Source organism: Pseudomonas sp. ADAK13, from assembly GCF_012935715.1.
Lineage (GTDB): Bacteria > Pseudomonadota > Gammaproteobacteria > Pseudomonadales > Pseudomonadaceae > Aquipseudomonas.
This window is the reverse complement of the sequence record NZ_CP052860.1, coordinates 2,550,051-2,573,296: the sequence shown is the minus strand read 5'-3', so window position 1 is coordinate 2,573,296 and position 23,246 is coordinate 2,550,051. Positions and strand designations below refer to the sequence as shown.

Below are 23,246 nucleotides of genomic sequence, written 5' to 3'. Positions count from 1 at the left end.
TCTTAGTGCAGCGACGGCTTGGGTGCAGCGGGCTCAGCCGATTTACGGGTCTCGGTGAACAGCAGCAGCGGCGCAACGCGCAGGTATTCCATGACTTCCATGTAGTCGCTTTCGCCGTCTTCGGACTCTTCCAGGGCGTCTTGCACCTGGGAGATGGCGGCCAGGTCTTGCAGCACTTCCTGGGCATCGGTGCTCAGGTCGAGGCCGCCGGCGTTCACGCCAAAGCCGTGGAGGAAGCCTTGGCACCATTGGCCCAGTGCCGCAGCGCGCTCGGTGAGCGGTGCGTCATCGGTAGGCAGCAGCAACACAACGGTGACGTCATCACCGGTCAGCTCGCCTTTGACCATCTCTTGAAGGCCGATAAGGGCGTTGCGCACGTTTTCGGTGGGCTCGGTTTCCAGCAGCTCGGCGACGTCGGCCAGCCAGTTGTCGGCATCAAAGCCGACACCGGTGCAACTGCGGCCCAGCAGCACGCCGTGCAGCTCGGCAGGCGAGCAAGGATGACCGCTGGAGCTCAGCAGTTTGGAAAAAGCATCGTACGGGGAGTTCTGAATGGGCATGGTGAGCTAGGCGCCAGACGGCGCAATGTCTAGAATGAAGCGCTGTATCCTAGCATCGGCAGACGTACCAAGACTATCGAGGGCGTCAGATCGTTTATCCAGCAGTTGCCATTCATCAGACAAATCCAGTGGAACCCAATGGAAGACACCGACCTGCAAGCGCTGATGGCCAGACTCGAGCTGCTAATTAACCGGGTCGAGCAACTTAAGAGCCAAAACGGACTCCTATTAGCTCAGGAAAAGACCTGGCGCGAGGAACGCGCTCACCTCATTGAAAAAAACGAAATCGCCCGGCGTAAGGTCGAATCGATGATTTCGCGCCTGAAGGCCCTGGAGCAAGACTCATGAGTTCAAGCAATAGCGTCACCGTGCAGATTCTCGACAAAGAATATTCGATCATCTGCCCACAGGAAGAACGCAGCAATCTGGTGAGCGCTGCCCGCTACCTGGACGGCAAGATGCGTGAAATCCGCAGCAGCGGCAAAGTCATCGGCGCCGATCGCATCGCCGTGATGGCCGCGCTGAACATTACCCACGATTTACTGCATAAGCAGGAACGGCCTGACGTGCAGGCCAGCGGCTCGACGCGTGAGCAGGTACGCGACCTGCTGGAGCGGGTCGATCTGGTACTTTCTACCGATCCAGAGCCACCCAAGGGCTGATTGCGGCGTCGGTTTCGGGTATACTCGCCCCACTCCCTGGCGTGCTTGCCAGTCGGCGATGTCCCTGAGCCGATTCGCACTACCCTGGAAGTTACACGTTGGGCTGGTGTGCATGTCCGCTAGACGGAAAGCCTTAAAGCCTACTGTTTCTTCCACCTTGAACTTTCGGGTTCAAGGGCTAAGTCGACAGCGGTTCTGTCGGGGAGCCTGATTCCCAAATCCAATGCCAGTCTCAGGACTGGCATTGTTTTATGAGCCGAAAACCATGACCGAACCTGCGCCGCTTTCCCGCCCGCAACTTCGACGCATGCTGCGCAAAGCCCGCCGCGCCCTGACGCCCAGCGAGCAACGCCAGGCCGCCCTTGGCCTGTATCGGCAACTGGCACAGCACCCGCTGTTTCGCCGGGCCAAACACATATCCTTATACCTGCCGACGGACGGCGAAATCGATCCGCGCCTGCTGCTGCGCGCTGCACAGCGCCGGGGCAAGGCGACGTATCTGCCGGTGCTCAGCGCGTGGCCGCGAACCAAGATGGTGTTCCAGCGGGTGCGCCCTGGCGAGAAGCTGAGCCCCAACCGTTTTCGCATCCTTGAGCCACAGGTGAATGTCAGCCGCCAACGCAAGGTCTGGGCGCTGGACCTGGTGCTGCTGCCTTTGGTGGGCTTCGATGATGTGGGTGGGCGACTGGGCATGGGCGGCGGCTTTTATGACCGCAGCCTGGCCTACATGGCCCGCCGCAAATCCTGGCGCAAGCCGACGCTGTTGGGCCTGGCTCATGAATGCCAGAAGGTCGAACGATTGGCGCAGGCAAGCTGGGATGTACCGCTTGAGGGCACAGTCACCGATAAGGATTGGTATAGGGCAGAGACGCTACTGGAATCAGCAGCGCCTTAAAGACGGGTCAGCGCTTGAACGGTTGCGGCTGTTGCTGTGCGAGTTCAATCGGTGCGTCAGTCTTGTTCGACCACAAGCTCTGCGCATAGCCGGTGGTCACAACGCCCAGGCCGAACAAAATAACCAAAATCCATAGTAAATCCGGTTTGCGTTTCATCGATTGCCCCCCTTCAGGCATCTTGCACACGATGACAGCAACGTTCCATTAGTAGTCCGTGCCAGCTGCGTCAAGCTCAAAACCCCGGCATTCTGCGTTAACGTGAACCAACACGCAAACCTTGACGCCAACCGACTGTCGGTTTGTCATAAAATTGCAGGACAACTTTCCCAATCGCCTTTTGAGGAGCAAAAACATGGCCTATTGGCTGATGAAATCCGAGCCCGATGAACTGTCGATCACCGGCCTGGAAAAGCTCGGAGAAGCCCGGTGGGATGGGGTTCGCAACTATCAGGCACGCAACTTCCTGAGGGCGATGGCGGTGGGTGACCACTTCTTTTTCTACCATTCCAGTTGCCCGGAACCGGGGATTGCCGGCATCGGCAAAATCGTCGAGGCGGCCTACCCGGACCCCACCGCACTGGAGGCTGACAGCCATTATTTCGACGCCAGGGCGACACCCGAAAAGAACCCGTGGAGCGCAATCAATGTCGCCCACGTCGAGACGCTCCCGAAGGTCCTGGGGCTGGGTTATCTGAAACAGCAAACCGCCCTCGCCGAGTTGCCCCTGGTACAAAAAGGCAGCCGCCTTTCGGTGATGCCCGTCACCGCCGAGCAGTGGGCCGCGGTGCTCGGCCTGCGCTAAAAGGCAGAACCCTGCGGTCACGCCCATGGCGCATGCATCTGCGCGTCAACCGGGTTAGGCTGGCGCTTCATTTGACCCGCATCAAGGGCCTTCGGGCAGGATCGGTCAAACTAGGACGCTAACGCCGCAGGATGCACCCATGTCGACGAACCACCGCACCTCCCATCTTTTCGCCATTCCATTGATTGTCTTGCTGCTGGCTGCCGGCGGCTTCGGCTATTGGCAATCCACCCAGGACCGCCTGCCCGAAGGCTTGAGCATGGGCAATGGCCGGCTGGAATCGACTGAAGTGCAGATCGCCACCAAGATCCCCGGGCGCCTGGCTGAAGTGCGGGTGGATGAAGGCGACAAGGTGCTCAAGGGCCAGTTGCTGGCGCGCATGGACACCCGCACCCTGGAAGCCCAGCGCGCCCAGGCTGAAGCCGAAGTGCTGCGGGCCAGGGAGAATTTCGCGGCCGCCGAAGCCAATGTGCAACTGCGCCAGAGCGAGCAACTGCTGGCCAGCCAGGAACTCAAGCGCACCCAGGAACTGTACAAACGCGGTTTCGCCAGCGGCCAACTGATCGACCAGCAGCAGGCGCGGCAAAACACCGGCAACGCCGCCGTGGTCGCTGCGCAAGCGCAGGTCAATTCGGTAAAAGCCGCCATCGGCACCGCCCAGGCCCAGGTCGCGCAACTCACCAGCGAAATCGAAGACAGCAGCCTGCGGGCGCCCATCGACGGCATCATCCAGCTGCGCCTGGCCGAACCCGGCGAAGTGCTCGGCGCCGGTGGCCGCGTGCTGCTGCTGATCGACCCCAACGACCAATACATGAACCTCTACCTGCCCGCCTCGGTGACCGGTCGCCTGACCGTCGGCAGTGACGCGCGCATCCTCCTCGACGCCCTGCCGAAGCAGCCGCTGCCGGCGAAAATCAGCTTTGTCGCGGCCAAATCGCAGTTCACCCCCAAGGAAGTGGAAACCCGTGACGAGCGCCAGAAGCTGGTGTTCCGGGTCAAACTGCGCCTGACCCAACCGAGCGCCGTGCCACAAGCCAAACCGGGCATGCCCGGCGCCGGCTATGTGCGCACCGCTGACCTGGACTGGCCGGCCAACCTGCAATGAACGGCCTGGCGCTGCACGCCACGGGCATCAACCATCGCTACGGCAAGCAACAGGCGCTGATCGACATCGCCTTCAGCCTGCCCGCCGGCACCCGCTGCGGGCTGATCGGCCCGGACGGCGCCGGCAAGTCGAGCCTGCTGGGTTTGATCGCCGGGGTTAAAAAGCTTCAACAAGGCGAGCTGGAAGTGCTCGGTGGCTCCATCGAAGACCGCCGTCACCGCAACAGCCTGTACCCGCGAATCGCCTTCATGCCTCAGGGCCTGGGCGGCAACCTGTACCCCGAACTGTCCATCAGCGAAAACATCCGGTTCTTCGCCACGCTGTTCGGGCTGTCGAAAGCCGACTGCGACCAGCGCATGCACAACCTGCTGCTGGCCACCGACCTCGCGCGCTTCGCAGACCGCCCTGCCGGCAAACTCTCCGGCGGCATGAAACAGAAACTCGGCCTGTGCTGCGCGCTGATCCACGACCCGGACCTGTTGATCCTCGACGAGCCCACCACCGGCGTCGATCCGCTGTCCCGTCGACGCTTCTGGGAACTGGTAGAAACCGTACGCAGCGAACGCCCACAACTGACGCTGCTGGTGGCCACGGCCTACATGGAAGAAGCCGAGCAGTTCGAACACTGCCTGATGCTCGACCGCGGCAAACTGATCGCCGAAGGCCTGAGCAGCGAACTGGCCGCCGCGACGCCCAGCGGCAAACTGGATGAAGCTTTCACCCATTTCCAGGGCGACAGCGCCCACAACAACCAGCCACTGGTGATCCCGCCACGCCAGGGCGACAACACTGACATTGCCATTGAAGCCCACGACCTGACCCTGCGCTTCGGCGACTTCACGGCAGTCAACAAGGTCAGCTTCGCCATTGGCCGGGGCGAGATCTTTGGTTTCCTCGGCTCCAACGGCTGCGGCAAGACCACCACCATGAAAGTCCTCACCGGGCTGATGCCGGCCACCGAGGGCACGGCCACGCTACTGGGCAACCCGGTAAACGCCAAGGACCTGGCCACCCGCAAGCGCGTGGGCTTCATGTCGCAAAGCTTCTCGCTGTATGGCGAACTCAGCGTGCGCCAGAACCTGGTACTGCACGCACAGTTGTTCGACCTGCCCAAAGCCGAGAGCGGCCAGCGCATCGACGAGTTGATCGAGCGTTTTGACCTGGGCGACGTCGCCGAGCAGCCTTCCGGCGAGTTGCCCCTGGGCCTGCGCCAGCGCTTGTCCCTGGCGGTGGCGGTGCTGCACCGCCCGGAAGTGCTGATCCTTGATGAACCGACCTCGGGCGTCGACCCGGCCGCCCGGGATGACTTCTGGCGGTTGCTGATCGAGCTGTCCCGGGAACAGGGCGTGACCATCTTCCTGTCCACCCACTTCATGAACGAGGCCCAGCGCTGCGACCGCATCTCACTGATGCACGCGGGCAAGGTGCTGGCCTGCGACACGCCGGATGCGCTGCAACAGCAGTTCCACGGCGAGACCCTGGAGGCGGCGTTTGTCACCTGCCTGGAGCAAGCCCAGGGCGCACCTGAAGCCGCAGCCGCACCCACCGAAACCGTCAGCGAACCCATGGCTCCGCCCGTCAGCAAGCGCGGATTCAGCGTCGCCCGCCTGTTGGCCGTCGCCAGCCGCGAAGGCAAGGAACTGCTGCGGGACAAGGTGCGCATGGCCTTCGCCCTGCTGGGTGCGATTTTCATGATGGTGATCTTCGGCTACGGCATTTCCCTGGACGTGGAAAAGCTCGCTTTCGCCGTCTACGACCAGGACCAGACGCCGCAAAGCCGCGCCTACCTGGAGGCCTTCCGCAGCTCGCGCTACTTCGCCGAACAGCCGCCGATCACCGACGCCAGCGAACTGCACAAACGCCTGCAACGCTCGGAAATCAAACTGGCGCTGGAGATTCCGCCGGGGTTCGGCCGTGACCTCTACGCTGGCCGCCAACCCGCCGTGGCCGCCTGGCTCGACGGTGGCATGCCGTTCCGTGCGGAAACCAGCCGCAATTATGTCGAGGCCGTGCATCAGGCCAATCTCCAGCAACTGGCCGAACTGAACAGCACACCGCTGAACCCGCAAGCCGCCGCCAAACTGGAAACCCGCTTTCGCTACAACCAGGACGTGGTCAGCGTGAACGCCATCGGCCCCGGCGTGATGGCCCTGATCCTCGCGTTTATCCCGGCGATGCTCACGGCCCTGGGAATCGTGCGGGAGAAGGAGCTGGGCTCGATCACCAACTTCTACGCCACACCGCTCACCCGCCTGGAATTCCTGCTGGGCAAGCAGGCGCCGTACCTGGCCGTAAGCCTGATCAACCTGGGGCTGCTGGTGGCGATGAACCGCTGGCTATTCGGCGTGCCGTTCAAGGGCAGCGGCGTGACCCTGGCCTTTGGCGGCCTGCTGTACGTGTTGGCCACCACCAGCATGGGCCTGCTGATTTCCGCATTCACCCGCACACAGATCGCGGCGATCCTCGGCACCATGATCATCACCAGCCTGCCGACCATCCAATTCTCCGGGCTGATTGTGCCGCGCTCGTCCCTGGAAGGTGCCGCCGCGTTGATGGGCATGCTGTTCCCGGCGGGTTACTTCCTCGACATTGCGGTGGGGACCTTTACCAAGGCCCTGGACCTGCGCCAGTTATGGCCACAGTGCCTGGCGCTGTTCGGGTTTTTCCTGGGGTTCACCGGGCTTAGCCTGATCATGCTCAAGAAGCAGGAGGCCTGATGCATACGTTCGCCCATATCCTGCGCCTTGGCATCAAGGAACTGACCAGCCTGCGCCATGACAGCGTGTTGCTGCTGTTCCTGTTCTACGCGTTTACCGTCGCCATCTATATGCCCGCGGCCGGCTCGGTGATCGGCGTGCACAACGCCAGCGTGGCCTTTGTGGATGAAGACCACAGCGCGCTGTCCCGCCAACTGGCCGAAGCGCTGCAACCGCCGGAGTTCCAGCCAGCGGTACCGCTGCCCTATGACCAACTGGACAACGTGATGGACAGCGGCCAGTACACCTTTGTAATCAACGTGCCGGCGAATTTCCAGGCCGACCTGTTGGCCGGGCGCCAGCCGGGGGTGCAGGTCAACGTCGATGCCACGGCCATGAGCCAGGCGTTCATGGGCGCCGGGTACATCGGGCGGATTTTCCAGCGTGAGTTGCTGACCTATGGCAACCAGGCTGATGCCGCCCAAAAGGCCCCGGCGCTGCTGACCACCCGGGCACTGTTCAATACCAACCTGGAAGGCGGCTGGTTTTTGGCGGTGATTCAGATCGTCAACAACATCACCATCCTCGCCATCGTGCTGACCGGTACCGCACTGCTGCGTGAACGCGAGCACGGCACCCTCGACCATTTGCTGGTGCTGCCACTGACGGCGCTGGAAATCATGTTGGCGAAAATCTGGAGCAACATGCTGGTGGTGGTGCTGTGCACCTGGCTGTCGCTGGAAGTGGTGGTGAAAGGTTTGCTCGGCGTGCCGCTGGCCGGGTCGCTGACCTTGTTTTTGCTGGTGACCGCGCTGTACCTGTTTGCCAGTACCGCCTTGGGTATCTTCCTCGCTACCCTCGCCCGCTCGACACCGCAGTTCGGCCTGCTGGCGATCCCGGTGATTATCCCGATGCTGTTGTTGTCTGGCGGCAGCACACCGCTGGACAGCATGCCGCAGTGGTTGCAATGGGTGATGCAGGGCTCGCCGTCGACGCACTTTGTGAGCCTGAGCGCGGCGATTCTGTTCAGGGATGCGGGGGTGAGCGTGGTGTGGCCGGACTTGCTGGCGCTGGCGGCGATTGGGTTGCTGTTTTTTGCGGTGGCGTTGATGCGGTTCAGGAAGAGCCTTGCCTCCTGAGAGCGATGCGCTTTCGTGGCGAGGGAGCTTGCTCCCTCGCCACAGGGGCGCCCTTTTACCAGACGTCAATTGCGTGGGATTACTGGATGATCAGGTTGTTGAACAACAAATCCTCAACCTGCGGTTTGCCGGTCTCGTCGTTCATCACTTGCTGGGTTTGCTTCAGGGCTTCCTGGCGCAGTTTTTCCTTGCCGTCGACGCTGCTCATGGTGTCGTTGGTTTGCTGGGTAAACAGCGCCACCAGTTGGTTGCGAATCAACGCATCGTTGGCTTTGACGGCAGCAGCCGCCTCGGGGCCGGTCACGCGCAGGGCGATATCCGCCTTGAATACCCGCAGCTTCGCGGTGCCATCCAGGCCGTAATTGCCGACGAACGGCGGGCTCAGGCTGATATAGCTGACCTTCGGCGCGTCGCCTTCTTTGGCTTCTTCGGCCAGGGCTGCCGTCGGCAGTGTCAGGGCCAGCATCAACAGGATCCACGCTTTCACAGTTCATTCCTCAATTCGGTTGCCCAGTAGCATAACGCTAGCAGCCCTGAGCACAAGCTTATGGCGACTTATCAGGCCGGGGCATGCTCGTTGACCCGTCGCCCTGCCCACCTACACTTATCGGCCAACACGCCAAAAGGAATAGTCCGATGAAAGCTGTGCTGTGCAAAGCCTTCGGCCCCGCCGAAAACCTGGTGCTGGAAGACGTCGAAAGCCCGGCGATCAAGAAGAACGAAATCCTGTTGGACGTGCATGCCGCCGGGGTCAATTTCCCGGACACCCTGATCATCGAGGGCAAGTACCAGTTCAAGCCGCCGTTCCCGTTTTCACCGGGCGGTGAGGCGGCGGGCGTAGTCAGCGAGATCGGCGAAAAGGTCAGCCACCTGAAAGTCGGCGACCGGGTGATGGCGCTGACCGGCTGGGGCAGCTTCGCCGAGCAGGTCGCCGTGCCGGGCTACAACGTGCTGCCGATCCCGCCGAGCATGGACTTCAACACCGCCGCCGCCTTCAGCATGACCTACGGCACCTCGATGCACGCCCTCAAGCAGCGCGCCAACCTGCAACCCGGGGAAACCCTGCTGGTGCTCGGTGCTTCCGGCGGCGTCGGCCTGGCCGCGGTGGAAATCGGCAAGGCCATGGGCGCCCGGGTGATCGCCGCTGCCAGCAGCGCCGACAAGCTGGCGGTGGCCAAGGCCGCCGGTGCCGATGAGTTGATCAACTACAGCGAAGCCAGCCTCAAGGACGAGATCAAACGCCTCACCGGCGGCAACGGTGTGGATGTGATCTACGACCCGGTAGGCGGCGACCTGTTTGACCAGGCCATCCGCGGCATCGCCTGGAATGGCCGGCTGCTGGTGGTGGGTTTTGCCAGCGGGCGCATTCCCGAGCTGCCGGTCAACCTGGCGCTGCTCAAAGGCGCCGCGGTGGTCGGGGTGTTCTGGGGCTCGTTCGCCCAGCGCCAGCCCCAGGACAACGCGGCCAATTTCCAGCAACTGTTCGGTTGGTTTGCCGAGGGCAAGCTCAAGCCGCTGGTATCTCAGGTGTACCCGCTGGAGCAGGCCGCGCAGGCGATCAATGACCTGGGCCAGCGCAAGGCTGTCGGCAAGGTCGTGGTGCAGCTACGCTGACGATTGTTTCATTTTGTCCACGAGGTGCCTGGGCCCATGATCGGCCGAGGCACATACTCATTGGCAGGAAGAATAATGGTCACACGGTTGCGCGCGCTGTTCCTGGGGGTGTTGATGGTGGTGTCGGCCCAAGCCCTTGCCCATAAAGAGGACAAGGATGTACGTGGGCTGAACAACGTGACGGTGCTGATCGTGCGCCATGCGGAAAAACCCGATGAGGGCCCGCTGCTGAGCCCCAAGGGCGAACAACGGGCGGCGGCCTATGCCAGCTATTTCGACCCTCTGCTGTTGAGCGGCATCTCCGTGGTGCCCCAGCGGCTGATCGCCACCAGCGACAGCAAGGAAAGCTCCCGTCCTCGCCTGACCCTGACACCCCTGGCCCAGCGCCTGCAGCTCCCACTTGAAACCCCCTACTCAGACGATCAAGTCGGCAAGCTGGTGAAGTCCCTGCGCAAGTCCAACCAGGCGCAAACCGTGCTGATCGCCTGGCATCACGGGCATATCGACAAGCTGATCGAAGCTTTCGGCGGCGACGGCCCGGCGCTGACCGGCATGAAGAAATGGCCGGAAAATGTGTATGACTGGCTGATCGTGTTGCGCTTCGACGATCAGGGCCAACTGGTGGAATCCCGCAGCCAGAAGGTCCAGGAGCACCTGCTTCCAGGGGATATTGCAGCGAATGGATAGAGCGTTCACAGCTATCGAATAACAACTGTGGCGAGGGGGCTTGTCCCCTGTTGGGCTGCGAAGCAGCCCTGAATCAGCCCACGCCGTCTTTCTGAAAGAACTCAATACCTTTCTGGGGCCGCTTCGCAGCCCAACGGGGGACAAGCCCCCTCGCCACAGGGTGTTAGCCAGGCGATCATCCCTCTGAAAACGCCCCTCACTTGCCTCTAAGCGACATGTTCGTAAAAGAACATGCAATTGCACTCAATTCCTATGCCCGCAGATAAGAGGCGGTGCTATTTTCGGTAACGAAACTGTAACATTCGCATCCGCAGTCAAAACAAGAAATCTGGAGCTCTTGAATGTTTGCTTTCTTCCGTCCTGCCGCACATCAGGCGCCCCTGCCTGAAGAAAAGATAGACAGCACGTATCGACGCCTGCGCTGGCAGATCTTCGCCGGTATTTTCTTCGGTTACGCCGGGTACTACCTGCTGCGCAAAAACTTCTCCCTGGCCATGCCCTACCTGATTGACGAGGGTTACACCCGCGGCCAACTGGGCCTGGCGATGTCGGCGATTGCGATTGCCTACGGCCTGTCCAAGTTCCTCATGGGCCTGGTGTCCGACCGCTCCAACCCGCGCTACTTCCTGCCCTTCGGCCTGCTGGTGTCCGCCGGGGTGATGTTCATTTTCGGTTTCGCACCCTGGGCAACGTCCAGCGTGACCATGATGTTCATTTTGCTGTTCATCAACGGCTGGGCCCAGGGCATGGGCTGGCCGCCAAGTGGGCGGACCATGGTGCACTGGTGGTCGCAGAAGGAACGCGGCGGCGTGGTTTCCGTCTGGAACGTGGCGCATAACGTCGGCGGTGGCTTGATCGGCCCGCTGTTCCTGCTGGGCATGGCCTGGTTCAACGACTGGCACGCGGCGTTCTACGTCCCGGCCACCGTGGCCCTGCTGGTGGCGGCGTTTGCCTTCATCACCATGCGTGACACCCCGCAATCGGTGGGCCTGCCGCCTATCGAGCAATACAAGAACGACTACCCGGAAGGCTACGACGCCAGCCACGAAGACGAGTTCAGCGCCAAGGAAATCTTCGTCAAGTACGTGCTGCGCAACAAAATGCTCTGGTACATCGCCTTCGCCAACGTCTTCGTCTACCTGCTGCGCTACGGCGTGCTGGACTGGGCACCGACGTACCTCAAGGAAGCCAAGCACTTCGACGTGGATAAAACCTCGTGGGCGTACTTCTTCTACGAGTGGGCAGGCATTCCGGGCACGCTGCTGTGCGGCTGGATGTCGGACAAGATCTTCCGTGGCAACCGTGGCCTGACCGGCATTGTGTTCATGGGCCTGGTGACCGTGGCGACCCTGGTTTACTGGCTCAACCCGCCGGGCAACCCGATGATCGACATGATCGCGCTGTTCTCCATCGGCTTCCTGATCTACGGCCCGGTGATGCTGATCGGCCTGCAGGCGCTGGAACTGGCACCGAAGAAAGCCGCCGGTACCGCAGCGGGCTTTACGGGCTTGTTTGGTTACCTGGGTGGTTCAGTGGCAGCGAGTGCGGCCATGGGCTACACCGTTGACCATTTCGGCTGGGACGGTGGTTTTGTGCTGCTGATCGGCGCGTGCCTGCTGGCGATCGCGTTCCTGATCCCCACCTTGTGGCACACCAATAGCGTCAGTACCGCACGTTAATCGTCGGAACAGCCTTTGGAACAACGCTTGAGCCGCGCCTCCAGATTCTTGTCTGGCATGGCGTGGCTACGCAGGGCGTTGACGGTCTGCTCGACATAATCGCGCGTAGTACCGTAACGCCCGCAAGCGCTTTGCAGCACGTGATTCAGCACAATGTCGGGCAAGTTACCGGCATAACTGGGCAGGTGCCGCTCCAGCACAAATCCCAATGCCTGCACCTGGCTGCCATCTTCAAGACGGCAGGTCAGCCAGTGTGGCCGGTAGGAGGGGTAAGGCATCTCGCGCTGCCACAGGGCATACAGCGAGGCATCCAGTTGATCTTCCGGCAAGCGGTAAGCGAACCCGCTGCACGAGCCACCGCGATCCAGGCCAAACACCAACCCCGGTATTTCCGGCGTGCCCCGATGCTCATGGGACCACAGGTACAAGCCCCGGTGATAACCGTAGACCCGTGCCCGCATCCGTTGTGTCGACGAACATTCAGGTCGCCAGATCAGCGAACCGTAAGCGAACAGCCAGACCGGTCCCCCCTTATGCCGGGCCATGGTGGCCTGCATCGAACTCATCAACTGTTCGTGAGTGAGTTGCGGCCCCAGATCGAGCCGCGGAGGGTAAGCCAATTGCAAAAGATCAGATTCAATGGCGGTCATGGCAGATCGCTTAGGTCTCCTTTGTTGTTACGAGAAGCTGTTACCAGTTGTAAGCAACTTTACCGTAATAGAACGCGCCGCTGTAACCGTACGGCGAAAAAGTGCTATAGGCCAAATTGCCACCACTGCTGGCGTAGGCATTGAGTTTTTCCGGGTACTTGTCGGTGACGTTGTCGCCGCCGACGGTGAAGGTCCAGTTTTTCAGCTTGTAGTCGGCCGACAGGTCCAATAGCCAGGCTGCCTTGAAGCTCTGGTCGTTGGTGGGGTCTGCCTGATAGCTGGTAAATGAACCATAGCGCACCAAATTACTGTGCAGCGCCCAATTGCCGAAACTCAGGTCGTTGCCCAGGCTCAGCTTGTGCTGGGGCGTGGTGTCGCCCAACAGGCCGATGCGCTCGCGACGGTCCACCCGCACCAGGCTCGCCCCCAGGCTATCCAATACCGCCGGGTTGGCTTTTACGTCGGTGACCTTGGTGTGGTTGTAGTTGTAGCCCACGGTGCTGTTCCAGCGCACACCGTTATCCAGTTGATAGCGATAGTTGGCCACCAGGTCGATGCCGTTGGTGGTGGTGTCGGTGGCGTTGGTGAAGTAGCGCACGGTGGTGTAATTGATGTTGCCGACGCCGTTGGCCTGCAGATACGCGAGCGCCGCCGGGTTCTTGCTCAGGTCCAGGTTGGAGGACAGGCTGATGCGGTCGCTGATGTCGATGCGGTAGACGTCGGCGGTCACCGTCAGGTTGTCGGTCGGCTCCAGCACCAGGCCGAGGCTGTAGTTGCGGGATTTCTCGGCTTTCAGGTCTTCAGCACCGAGCAGGCGCGCCACCTGGCTGTTGGCCGGGAAGGTGCCGGCTTCCTGAATGGTGTTGCCGATCAGTTGCGACGAGGTGTAGGCAAAGTTTTGCTGTGCCAGGGATGGCGCGCGGAAGCCGTTGGAAACACTGCCGCGCAAGGCCACTTGCGGGGTGAAGTCGTAACGGGCCGAGAGCGAGCCGCTGACGTTTGAGCCAAAATCACTGTAATCCTCGTGACGCACGGCAGCCGAGGCGCTGAGTTTTTCGGTGAAGTTGGTTTCCAGGTCGAGGTACTGCGCCCAGTTATGCCGCGTGCTGGTGCCGGCGTCGGAATCACGGAAGCCGCCCAGGCCCGAACTGCCGGTCTGGTAGTAGGACGCCGGATCACCCGCCTTGATTTGGTAACCCTGGTCCAGGTACTCGCCACCAAACGCGACCGACACCGGGTACGGCAACCAGCCCAGGCTGAATTCCCGCGACAGGTCCAGGCTGAGTTGCTTCTGGTCATTGACCAGGGTGCCGTTGTCGAACTTGCGCGGCGTGGCCAGGCCCAGCGAGGTGTTGATGGTTTCAGTGCCGATCTGGTACTGGTTCTTGCCGTAGTTGATCGACACATCGTAGTGCCAGTCATAGGCCAACAACCCGCGCAAGCCCACCGCCAGGGACGTGTCTTCCACGTCACCGCGAATCAGCGGCAGGTAACCGTTGGGGTTGAGCGCAGGAATGTTGTTGCTCGCGTTGCTGGCCCGGTAGAACGCTGCAGTCTCACCACGGGTCTTGCTGTAGCCACCAAACGCGTAGAACTCAGCCGCGTCGCTGAAGGAATAGGCCGAGTTGAGAAACAGCTTGCCCTGATCGGTGGCCGGTTCGCCCTGGCGGAATACGCGCTGGCCATAGGTCGTCGAGCCGACGCTGCCCGGCCGGAAATCCTTGCCGGCGCGGTTGGTGTAATCGTTGTCGGCACCTTCGGCGGAGACGTTGATAAAACCGTTATCCCCCAGCGCCACGCCGGTGTTGCCGCTGAGATTGCGCTGGATGCCGTCGCCCTTTTTGTATTCACCGAACTTGCTGGTGATCGAGCCGCCGTGGTCGTCATGCTTGAGGATCACGTTGATCACCCCGGCAATCGCATCCGAGCCATAGCGGGCGGAGGCGCCGTCACGCAGCACTTCGATATGGTCCACCGCCGCCAGCGGGATCGCATTTAGATCCGCCGGTGCCGAGCCGCGCCCCACGGCGCCACCGAGGTTGACGAAGGCGCTGGTGTGGCGGCGCTTGCCATTGACCAGCACCAATACCTGGTCCGGTGACAAACCGCGCAATTGCGCCGGGCGCACCAGTTCGGCGCCGTCCACCAGGCTTGGGCGTGGGAAGTTGATGGAAGGAATCAAACGGGCCAACACCGCGCCCAGTTCGTCAGAACCGGTGCTGCGCAAGGTGTCGCCGGAAATCACATCGATGGGTGACAGCGAAGCACTGGCGGTGCGCTCTTGGGCGCGGGTGCCGGTGACGATGACTGTGTCGAGTTTGGGTACATCGGCAGTGGCCGTTTCGGCGGCTGCCACTGGATTGAATCCCACAGCGGTCAGCAAATTAGCCGACAAAATCGCCGTGTACAGCAGGTGCTGCTTGTTGCTCCCCATACCGCTCCCCTTGGAATCAAAAGCCAGAACGTCAATGCTCTGAGCTCGTACGATCGATCCGTGTGGCGGACGGTGGCGGTCATTTATTGGTTATTGGCAGAAAGTCGGTAGTCCGTTGCCATATAGCTTAATGATATTTATGTAACAAATTAAATACCTTTAAAGAATAAGCGAATGCATAAGCACCGCCCGTCCGCTCATCAGGATTGAGCCGTGCACGCCCGGTACCTTCAGCGCCCGTTCAGCCTTTATGGGGCCTGAGCCTTCAAAATGGCCACCTGTCACGACCCACTTAGCCGCCCAATCACCGACTATCGAGGTCGCACCATGAAATATCGACTTTCCAGCCTGCTGTTCCTGGCACAGGCCACCACCGCCCTGGCGGTCGAAGCACCCAGCCAGGACGAAAAAGGCTTCTGGTACGCCCAGACAAGCGTCTACACCCGGCACTTTGCGCCGGACAAGGACCACAACAATCATCAGGATTTGATCGGTCTGGAGCGCAATGAAGCGTCAGGCCTGGTGTATGGCGGGGCAACGTTTCGCAACTCGTTCAGCCAGCGTTCGTACTACGTCTACGCCGGCAAGCGCTACGACATGACCGATTACCCAGTGTATTTGAAGCTGACAGGCGGCCTGATCCAGGGCTATCGCGGCAAGTACCGCGACAAGATTCCACTGAATGGGCTGGGCGTAGCGCCGGTGATCATCCCGTCGGTGGGCACTCACTACGGACCGGTCGCCGCCGAGCTGGTGTTGCTCGGGTTCAATGCGGCGATGGTGACGACAGGCGTTCGGTTCTGATTGAACCGCTGAAGGGCTTCTGTGGCGAGGGAGCTTGCTCCCTCACCACATGTTACGGACGGGGCGCGTAGGCAAATACATCGGCGCGCATCTGGTGCGCATCCATGCCGGCGTCGACCAACGCATCCAGCGTGCCATAGATCATTGCCGGTGAACCGCTGGCGTAGACGTGCACGGCCGTGAGGTCGCTGATGTCTTCGCAGACCGCTTCATGCAACAACCCGCAGCGCCCTTCCCAGCCGCACAGGTCGCTGACCACTTTGTGCAGGAACAGGTTGGGCAGTTGCAGCCACTGGTCCCAGTGCTCGATGTCGTAGAAATCTTCTGGCCGGCGTACGCCCCAATACAGATGCACCGGGTGCTTGAAGCCGCTGGCGCGGCAGTGTTCGATCAGGCTGTGCATCTGCGCCATGCCGGTACCGGCGGCGATCAGCACCAGCGGCCCGTCGGGCAGTTCCGCCAGGTGGGTGTCGCCAAACGGCAGCTCGATACGCGCCATCTGGTTGCGCTGCAATTGCTCCAGCAGGCTGCGGGCGCTGTCTTCCCGGGCCAGCACATGCAATTCCAGCTCACGCCCGGCGTGGGGCGCCGAGGCCAGGGAGAATGCCGACTTCTCGCCATTTTCCCGCTCGATCATCAAGTATTGCCCGGCGTGGTAACGCACCGGCTTGCCCGCCGGGGCCCGCAGGCGCACGCGCCATACGTCACCGCCCACTTCAACGCATTCACTCAATTGGCAAGACAATTTGCGCACCGGCAACTCTCCCGGCGCCAGCACGCCATCCCACAACACGATGCAATCTTCCAGCGGCTCGGCAATGCAGGTATAGAACTCGCCATGGTCACGCACCTCACCGGCTTGCTGCACCCGGCCTTCCACCAACAGCGCCGCACACACGTGACACACGCCATTGCGGCACGCCTGAGGGCAATCGTAGCCCAGGCGTCGCGCGCCCTCGAGGATCCGCTCGCCGGGGGTCAGCTCAAGTACCGCACCGGAAGGCTGCAGGGTTACACGCATCAATCTATTCCTAATTCTTTCCAGAGCGCATCGACACGAGCAGTTACCGCTTCGTCCTTGACGATCACGCGGCCCCATTCACGGGTGGTTTCACCCGGCCATTTATGGGTGGCGTCCAAGCCCATTTTCGAGCCGAGGCCCGATACCGGCGAGGCGAAGTCGAGGTAGTCGATCGGCGTGTTATCGATCATCACGGTGTCGCGCTTGGGGTCCATGCGCGTGGTGATGGCCCAGATCACGTCGTTCCAGTCCCGGGCGTTGATGTCGTCGTCGGTGACAATAACGAACTTGGTGTACATGAACTGTCGCAAAAACGACCACACACCCAGCATTACCCGCTTGGCGTGGCCCGGGTACGACTTCTTCATCGTCACGATGGCCATGCGGTACGAGCAGCCTTCCGGCGGCAGGTAGAAGTCGGTGATTTCCGGAAACTGCTTTTGCAGGATCGGCACAAACACTTCGTTCAACGCCACGCCGAGGATCGCCGGCTCATCCGGTGGACGGCCGGTGTAGGTGCTGTGGTAGATCGGTTTGATGCGGTGGGTGATACGCTCGACGGTGAACACCGGGAAGCTGTCCACTTCGTTGTAGTAGCCGGTGTGGTCGCCGTACGGGCCTTCATCGGCCATCTCGCCCGGGTGAATCACCCCTTCAAGGATGATTTCTGCGGTGGCCGGCACTTGCAGGTCGTTGCCACGGCATTTCACCAGCTCGGTGCGGTTACCGCGCAACAGGCCGGCGAAGGCGTACTCGGACAGGCTGTCGGGCACCGGCGTCACAGCGCCGAGAATGGTCGCCGGGTCTGCGCCCAGGGCCACGGACACCGGGAAGGGCTGGCCGGGATGCTTTTCGCACCACTCACGGAAATCCAGCGCGCCGCCACGGTGGCTCAACCAGCGCATGATGACCTTGTTGCGGCCGATCACTTGCTGACGGTAGATGCCGAGGTTCTGGCGGTCCTTGTTCGGGCCCTTGGTGACGGTCAGGCCCCAGGTGATCAGCGGGCCGACGTCGCCGGGCCAGCAGGTTTGCACGGGCAGCATGCCGAGGTCGACGTCATCGCCTTCGATGACCACCTCCTGGCATACCGCGTCTTTCACGACCTTGGGGGCCATGGCAATGATCTTGCGGAAGATCGGCAGCTTGGACCAGGCATCCTTCAGGCCCTTGGGTGGCTCGGGCTCCTTGAGGAAGGCCAGCAGCTTGCCGATCTCGCGCAGTTCGCTGACCGACTCGGCGCCCATGCCAAACGCCACGCGATCGGGGGTGCCGAACAGGTTGCCAAGTATCGGGATATCAAAGCCCACCGGGTTTTCGAACAGCAGCGCCGGGCCCTTGTTGCGCAGGGTACGGTCGCAAATCTCAGTCATTTCCAGCACCGGGGAAATCGGCACCTGGATACGTTTCAACTCTCCGCGCTGCTCAAGTTGCTGCACGAAATCCCGAAGATCCTTGAATTTCATTAACCATGCCACCCGTAAAATAGGCGTACATCCTACCTGCTCTTACGGTCGCTGGCAGCTTATTGAGCAGTATTGCCGACGACACCGACTCAACGAGCCGATGCCTGGCTTTGATTGCGCAAGGCCTTGAACAACGGCTCAAGGAACCCTTCGACATACCGCGAGCCGACCGCCGAGAGGTGATTGTCATCGGTGTACAGCGACCGACCGTCCAGTTCCACCCGGCACCAATCATTCACACTGCATAGCTTCGGCGCCGGATCCAGCACCTTTACCTCGGGATCAGCAGCAGCGATTTGCTCGAATACGTGGCTGATATAGGCCTGGCGCTGAAGATGCTCAGCCAGGGGCATTCCCTCTCTGTCGGTGGGCCGGTCGAGCATTGCCAGGCGACTGAGACGGTAAGGCGGACTGAATTCCTGCAGCGGGACTTCCTTGACCAACCACACCCGATGGCCGCCTGCGCGCAATTGCTGCACAAGGGCGCGCAGGCTTTCGGCGAAACGCTGCTCGGCGACGCCACGATCGTAGGTGCCGGTCGCCGGGTTGAGCAGTGAGGCCTCGGTGTCACCATCGAGCTGCCCATAGACATAAAGACTCCAGCGCGCCGCCAGCACCACGTCGCTAAAGGTTTCCTGGCCCAGCAGTTGGCTGACTCGCTGGTTAAAGCTCAAGCAGCCCGGAACACTCTCTTTACGATTAAACGGCAGGCAGCCGGCGTAACCTGCCTGAGTGACGCTGACACCGTACTTGCTCGCGCCGTCTTGCAACGCCGGAACCAGAGCCGTGGCATGGCTATCGCCCCAAACCAACGCACGTGTTGGCCCGGACTGAGGTCCGAAATGACAAAATCCATGGTGGCGGTTTTTCCCCCCATCCACCAGACAGGCCATGAGGTCCGGGCTCCACTCGCGCGCCTGGGCAAACTGCAAGGCCTCGGGCGAAAGGCGCCAAGGCAACCCCTTCGTCCAGACCAGGCCTTTGCCCAGCAGTCCCACCCCAAGAAGCGCGATACCCGCCGCCACCAGGATTTGCTTGCGCCCTGCCAGCAACCGACGCTCACGGAATGGCGCCTCGATGAATCGCCAGGATCCATAACCCAGCAGCAGGCTCAACACAAACAACCCGCCCAACTCCCACGGGCCCAGCCCGTCGACGCTGGCGTACTTGCCGAACACATACACCGGCCAGTGCCACAGGTACCAGGAGTACGAGATCAGGCCAATCCCTACCAGCAAACGGCTACCCAGCAGCTTGCTCGCCAGGGTAGCTTGCTGACCGTTGGCCCAAATCAGGCAGACCACGCCCACTACCGGCAACAGTGCTGCGGCGCCGGGAAACGGCGTGCTCGGGTCATAGGCGAAGACCGCCAGCAGGATCAGGCCGAGGCCGGCAAGGCTGACGGCCTGCGCCAACACCGGGCTTGCGCGGTACTCACGTACCGGCATGACGGCCAGCATGGCGCCCGCCAACAGTTCCCAGGCACGCATCTGCAGCAGGAAAAAAGCCCTTTCCGGAGAGTGGGCCACCGCCCACACACTCATCCCGAATGACACCAGCAACAACCCAAACAGCGCCGCACGCCAGTGTTTGAGCCGGCTCGACAGCAGTGTCAGCAACAGTGGGAAGAGAATGTAGAACTGCTCCTCAACCGACAATGACCAGGTATGCAACAACGGCTTGATATCGGAGGCCACATCAAAGTAGCCGTCCTGGCGCATGAAAAACAGGTTGGAGATAAACACCACCTGGTTATGCATCGAGCGCCCCAACTCGCTGTAATCCTTGGGCGCCAGCAGAAACCAACCCACCACCAGCGTGCCGAGCATCATCACAAACATTGCCGGCAGGATACGCCGCGCTCTCCGAGCCCAGAAGCCGACAAAACTGAAGCGGCCAGCCTCACGCTCACGCCAGATGATCGAGGTGATCAAGTAACCGGAGATCACGAAAAAGACGTCAACACCGACAAAACCGCCGGTAAAGCCCGGTACACCAAAATGAAACAGCACAACAGCGAGAACGGCTATGGCACGCAGGCCGTCAATGTCCCTGCGATAAGCGAGAATGGTCATAAATCTTGTTGTTAGCCTGATCAGATTGACAGCGAGTGTAGTCACACACGCCAATTTGTTACTAAACAGACACACACTAAGGCCAAACCTCCCTTTTCAGAAACAAAAAAAATGGCGCCCTGTAGGGCGCCATTTTTTTGGACCTGAAGCGTCGTGTTACTTGCGCTTCATCGACAAGAAGAACTCGTCGTTGGTCTTGGTGGTTTTCAGCTTGTCGATAAGGAACTCGATGGCCGCAACTTCGTCCATCGGGTGCAGCAGCTTGCGCAGGATCCACATGCGCTGCAGTTCGTCGTCGGCGGTCAGCAACTCTTCGCGGCGTGTGCCGGAGCGGTTGATGTTGATGGCAGGGAACACACGCTTCTCAGCGATACGACGGTCCAAAGGCAGTTCCATGTTGCCGGTACCTTTAAACTCTTCGTAGATCACTTCATCCATCTTCGAGCCGGTTTCAACCAGCGCGGTGGCGATGATGGTCAGCGAGCCGCCTTCTTCGATGTTCCGCGCAGCGCCGAAGAAACGTTTCGGTTTCTCCAGGGCGTGGGCATCGACACCACCGGTGAGCACTTTGCCGGAGCTCGGGATCACGGTGTTGTAGGCACGGGCCAGACGGGTGATGGAGTCGAGCAGAATCACCACGTCTTTCTTGTGTTCGACCAGGCGCTTGGCCTTCTCGATCACCATTTCGGCAACCTGCACGTGGCGGGTTGGCGGCTCATCGAACGTCGAGGCAACCACTTCGCCGCGCACGGTGCGCTGCATTTCGGTCACTTCTTCCGGACGCTCATCAATCAGCAATACGATCAGGTGAACTTCAGGATTGTTACGGGCGATGTTTGCTGCGATGTTCTGCAGCATGATGGTCTTACCGGCTTTCGGCGGAGCGACGATCAGGCCGCGCTGGCCTTTACCGATAGGGGCGCACAGGTCGATCACACGACCGGTCAAGTCTTCGGTGGAACCGTTACCGGCTTCCATCTTCATGCGCACGGTCGGGAACAGCGGGGTCAGGTTCTCGAAGAGAATCTTGTTTTTCGCGTTCTCCGGACGATCGTAGTTGATCGTGTCGACCTTGAGCAGGGCGAAATAACGCTCGCCTTCCTTTGGAGGGCGGATCTTGCCAACGATGGTGTCACCGGTGCGCAAGTTGAAGCGACGGATCTGGCTCGGCGAGACGTAGATATCGTCTGGGCCGGCAAGATAGGAGGCGTCTGCAGAGCGGAGGAAGCCGAAGCCGTCCTGGAGAATCTCCAGCACGCCATCACCGGAGATTTCCTCGCCGCTTTTCGCGTGCTTTTTCAGCAGGGAGAAAATCACGTCCTGCTTGCGCGAACGGGCCATATTTTCTATGCCCATCTGTTCGGCCAATTCGAGCAGTTCGGTAATCGGCTTTTGCTTGAGTTCAGTCAGATTCATATAGGAATGACGTAATCATTTATGGAGGGGGGGAAATTAAGCTTTTGGCTTAATGAGGCCGCGCCGCAGAGAAGGCGACAGGATCGCGTACTAATCGAAAAGGAGAGCGTCGGCGACGGCTTGCAGGGGGCAGTGGAGAAACCAGTGCGGGGCCGAATGTACCACCTGAGTTTCGGAGCGTCTAGCCCTGTATCACGAAAAAGCCCCGCTATTTGCGGGGCTTTTTGAGGACGCTTAGATGTTAGCGTCGAGGAAAGCTTGCAGCTGGGACTTCGACAGCGCGCCGACCTTGGTGGCCTCGACATTGCCGTTCTTGAACAGCATCAGGGTCGGGATACCACGCACGCCGTGCTTGGCCGGGGTTTCCTGGTTGTCGTCGATGTTCAGCTTGGCAATGGTCAACTTGCCTTCGTAAGTAGTAGCAATGTCGTCCAGGACCGGAGCGATCATTTTGCAAGGACCGCACCACTCAGCCCAGTAGTCAACCAGCACCGGGCCCTGGGCCTTCAGTACTTCGGCCTCAAAGGTCGCGTCGGTGACGTGCTTGATAAGATCGTTGCTCATGGATGTCTCCGGGTTGTAAGCAAAAAAAACGTTGCCCATCATAGCCGCCCTTCCCGCGTTCAGGAAGCCGCAGCTGATTGACTCTTGCTATGGTGGTGCATGAGTTTGGGTATAGCCCAACTCAAGGGGTCACGGGAGTGATGAACGCAATGCCCGTACGCAGCGCCGCGTTACGTACGTGTTCCTGCATGCTTTTCTGCGCCGCCCCGCTGGCGCGCCGAGCCAGTGCACGGAGGATCTTGCGGTGTTCCTGCCAGGTCTCCATGGCCCGCTCTGGCCGGATGAACGGTAGCTTCTGGCTCTCCAAAAACACCTCCGCACTGGCGCTGAGGATGCTCACCATCGCCTGATTGCCGCTGGCCAGCAGGATGCGCCGGTGGAATTCGAAGTCCAGCCGGGCTGCCGCTTCAAAGTCGCCAGTCTTTAACTCCTTGCGCATCGCCTCGACATTGTCTTCCAGAATGTCCAGTTCATCGGTGGTCAACGTCACTGCCGCCAGCCCCGCCGCAAAGCCTTCCAGCGCGTAGCGCAACTGAAAGATATCCAGCGGCGTTGCCTGTGCCGTAAATGGCCAGGCCAACCCCGGAGCTTCCTCGGCGGCTTGCACAAACACGCCTTTGCCCGGCTGCACACTGACCAAGCCCAGGGCACTGAGCGATGACAAGGCTTCACGCAACGAGGCCCGGCTCACGCCCAATTGCAGCGCCAAATCGCGCTGGGAGGGCAATGCATCGCCCGGCCCGAAGCCCTCATCGGCGATCAATTTGCGGATGGCCTGTAACGCCACTTCCGGTACGGCTTGGGCGATGGAATTCATAAAAACTCAAATTTCCCGTCAACTGAGCGGCTAGTTGTAAAGCTATTCTCGACGCCCGGCAAGCCACGCCCCAAAGGGGCTCGCGCGGTTTTGGCGGCGCTCGAAAAGGGTGCAGAAAGCGCATCAACTGTTCAGACCAGTAAGACCGCCAGAACTCAA

22 protein-coding genes and 1 other RNA gene are annotated in these 23,246 nt (G+C 60.8%); 12 read left to right on the top strand and 11 right to left on the bottom strand.

The window, feature by feature from the left end; all coding sequences use genetic code 11:
- Positions 1 to 2: 2 nt before the first annotated feature.
- Positions 3 to 560: a YecA/YgfB family protein gene (locus tag HKK54_RS11925; RefSeq protein ID WP_003213952.1), complete on the bottom strand. Its 558-nt coding sequence runs from the start codon at positions 558 to 560 to the stop codon at positions 3 to 5.
- Positions 561 to 698: 138 nt separating this feature from the next.
- Between HKK54_RS11925 and HKK54_RS11920 the strand changes: the two genes are divergently transcribed.
- The 4 genes from HKK54_RS11920 (at position 699) to HKK54_RS11905 (ending at position 2,117) form a co-directional block, all read left to right on the top strand.
- The gene (locus tag HKK54_RS11920) at positions 699 to 908 is read left to right on the top strand and encodes a TIGR02449 family protein (protein WP_003213954.1); all 210 of its coding nucleotides are present in this window, start codon (positions 699 to 701) and stop codon (positions 906 to 908) included.
- Positions 905 to 1,222: a cell division protein ZapA gene (locus HKK54_RS11915; RefSeq protein WP_003213956.1), complete on the top strand. Its 318-nt coding sequence runs from the start codon at positions 905 to 907 to the stop codon at positions 1,220 to 1,222. Before HKK54_RS11920 ends, HKK54_RS11915 begins: the two co-directional genes overlap by 4 nt.
- Positions 1,223 to 1,252: 30 nt before the next feature.
- Positions 1,253 to 1,431: non-coding RNA, 6S RNA (ssrS, locus tag HKK54_RS11910), on the top strand.
- A gap of 56 nt (positions 1,432 to 1,487) precedes the next feature.
- Entirely contained in the window at positions 1,488 to 2,117 is a 630-nt protein-coding gene (locus HKK54_RS11905; protein ID WP_169386879.1) for a 5-formyltetrahydrofolate cyclo-ligase, read from the top strand.
- Between the two features lie 7 nt (positions 2,118 to 2,124).
- Here HKK54_RS11905 and HKK54_RS11900 read toward each other — a convergent pair whose 3' ends face one another.
- Positions 2,125 to 2,274, bottom strand: a complete 150-nt coding sequence (locus tag HKK54_RS11900) for a hypothetical protein (protein WP_003213959.1) — start codon at positions 2,272 to 2,274, stop codon at positions 2,125 to 2,127.
- Between the two features lie 196 nt (positions 2,275 to 2,470).
- Between HKK54_RS11900 and HKK54_RS11895 the strand changes: the two genes are divergently transcribed.
- The 4 genes from HKK54_RS11895 to HKK54_RS11880 all read left to right on the top strand — a co-directional run bounded on the left by HKK54_RS11895 (position 2,471) and on the right by HKK54_RS11880 (position 7,860).
- Positions 2,471 to 2,920: an EVE domain-containing protein gene (locus HKK54_RS11895; protein ID WP_169386878.1), complete on the top strand. Its 450-nt coding sequence runs from the start codon at positions 2,471 to 2,473 to the stop codon at positions 2,918 to 2,920.
- A 139-nt stretch (positions 2,921 to 3,059) separates the two neighbouring features.
- Positions 3,060 to 4,025, top strand: a complete 966-nt coding sequence (locus HKK54_RS11890) for an HlyD family secretion protein (RefSeq protein WP_169386877.1) — start codon at positions 3,060 to 3,062, stop codon at positions 4,023 to 4,025.
- A complete protein-coding gene (gene rbbA / locus HKK54_RS11885; RefSeq protein WP_169386876.1) occupies positions 4,022 to 6,742 on the top strand; it encodes a ribosome-associated ATPase/putative transporter RbbA in 2,721 nt (906 codons plus the stop codon). The genes HKK54_RS11890 and rbbA overlap by 4 nt, the downstream gene beginning before the upstream one ends.
- On the top strand, positions 6,742 to 7,860 hold the full coding sequence (locus HKK54_RS11880) for an ABC transporter permease (RefSeq protein ID WP_169386875.1): 1,119 nt from the start codon (positions 6,742 to 6,744) through the stop codon (positions 7,858 to 7,860). The genes rbbA and HKK54_RS11880 overlap by 1 nt, the downstream gene beginning before the upstream one ends.
- Before the next feature lie 79 nt (positions 7,861 to 7,939).
- On the opposite strand, the gene HKK54_RS11875 is transcribed toward HKK54_RS11880, so the two are convergent.
- Positions 7,940 to 8,347, bottom strand: coding sequence for a flagellar basal body-associated protein FliL (locus HKK54_RS11875; protein WP_010167929.1), 408 nt, complete (start codon positions 8,345 to 8,347; stop codon positions 7,940 to 7,942).
- 149 nt (positions 8,348 to 8,496) lie between these two features.
- Here HKK54_RS11875 and HKK54_RS11870 point away from each other — a divergent pair, with 149 nt between their 5' ends.
- From HKK54_RS11870 to glpT, 3 genes are all read left to right on the top strand, one after another.
- The gene (locus tag HKK54_RS11870) at positions 8,497 to 9,474 is read left to right on the top strand and encodes an NADPH:quinone oxidoreductase family protein (protein WP_010167930.1); all 978 of its coding nucleotides are present in this window, start codon (positions 8,497 to 8,499) and stop codon (positions 9,472 to 9,474) included.
- A 75-nt stretch (positions 9,475 to 9,549) separates the two neighbouring features.
- Positions 9,550 to 10,161: a flagellar basal body-associated protein FliL gene (locus HKK54_RS11865; RefSeq protein ID WP_169386874.1), complete on the top strand. Its 612-nt coding sequence runs from the start codon at positions 9,550 to 9,552 to the stop codon at positions 10,159 to 10,161.
- 341 nt (positions 10,162 to 10,502) lie between these two features.
- Entirely contained in the window at positions 10,503 to 11,840 is a 1,338-nt protein-coding gene (gene glpT / locus HKK54_RS11860) for a glycerol-3-phosphate transporter (protein ID WP_010167932.1), read from the top strand.
- Here glpT and HKK54_RS11855 read toward each other — a convergent pair.
- Both HKK54_RS11855 and HKK54_RS11850 read right to left on the bottom strand, forming a co-directional pair.
- Positions 11,837 to 12,490, bottom strand: coding sequence for a gamma-glutamylcyclotransferase (locus HKK54_RS11855; RefSeq protein ID WP_169386873.1), 654 nt, complete (start codon positions 12,488 to 12,490; stop codon positions 11,837 to 11,839). The two genes, glpT and HKK54_RS11855, sit on opposite strands and share 4 nt — an antisense overlap.
- A 40-nt stretch (positions 12,491 to 12,530) precedes the next feature.
- On the bottom strand, positions 12,531 to 14,924 hold the full coding sequence (locus HKK54_RS11850) for a TonB-dependent receptor plug domain-containing protein (protein ID WP_169386872.1): 2,394 nt from the start codon (positions 14,922 to 14,924) through the stop codon (positions 12,531 to 12,533).
- A 327-nt stretch (positions 14,925 to 15,251) separates the two neighbouring features.
- Between HKK54_RS11850 and HKK54_RS11845 the strand changes: the two genes are divergently transcribed.
- Positions 15,252 to 15,728, top strand: a complete 477-nt coding sequence (locus HKK54_RS11845; RefSeq protein ID WP_010167937.1) for a hypothetical protein — start codon at positions 15,252 to 15,254, stop codon at positions 15,726 to 15,728.
- Positions 15,729 to 15,780: 52 nt separating this feature from the next.
- On the opposite strand, the gene HKK54_RS11840 is transcribed toward HKK54_RS11845, so the two are convergent.
- The 6 genes from HKK54_RS11840 to HKK54_RS11815 all read right to left on the bottom strand — a co-directional run bounded on the left by HKK54_RS11840 (position 15,781) and on the right by HKK54_RS11815 (position 23,087).
- The gene (locus HKK54_RS11840) at positions 15,781 to 16,749 is read right to left on the bottom strand and encodes a CDP-6-deoxy-delta-3,4-glucoseen reductase (RefSeq protein ID WP_010167939.1); all 969 of its coding nucleotides are present in this window, start codon (positions 16,747 to 16,749) and stop codon (positions 15,781 to 15,783) included.
- Positions 16,749 to 18,215, bottom strand: coding sequence for a 4-hydroxy-3-polyprenylbenzoate decarboxylase (gene ubiD, locus HKK54_RS11835; RefSeq protein ID WP_169386871.1), 1,467 nt, complete (start codon positions 18,213 to 18,215; stop codon positions 16,749 to 16,751). Before ubiD ends, HKK54_RS11840 begins: the two co-directional genes overlap by 1 nt.
- Before the next feature lie 89 nt (positions 18,216 to 18,304).
- Entirely contained in the window at positions 18,305 to 20,290 is a 1,986-nt protein-coding gene (locus HKK54_RS11830; RefSeq protein ID WP_169386870.1) for an acyltransferase family protein, read from the bottom strand.
- A gap of 156 nt (positions 20,291 to 20,446) precedes the next feature.
- Positions 20,447 to 21,706, bottom strand: a complete 1,260-nt coding sequence (gene rho / locus HKK54_RS11825; protein ID WP_008438874.1) for a transcription termination factor Rho — start codon at positions 21,704 to 21,706, stop codon at positions 20,447 to 20,449.
- Between the two features lie 234 nt (positions 21,707 to 21,940).
- On the bottom strand, positions 21,941 to 22,270 hold the full coding sequence (trxA, locus tag HKK54_RS11820) for a thioredoxin TrxA (RefSeq protein ID WP_003213989.1): 330 nt from the start codon (positions 22,268 to 22,270) through the stop codon (positions 21,941 to 21,943).
- A gap of 121 nt (positions 22,271 to 22,391) precedes the next feature.
- Positions 22,392 to 23,087: a FadR/GntR family transcriptional regulator gene (locus HKK54_RS11815; protein ID WP_169386869.1), complete on the bottom strand. Its 696-nt coding sequence runs from the start codon at positions 23,085 to 23,087 to the stop codon at positions 22,392 to 22,394.
- Positions 23,088 to 23,246 lie beyond the last annotated feature (159 nt).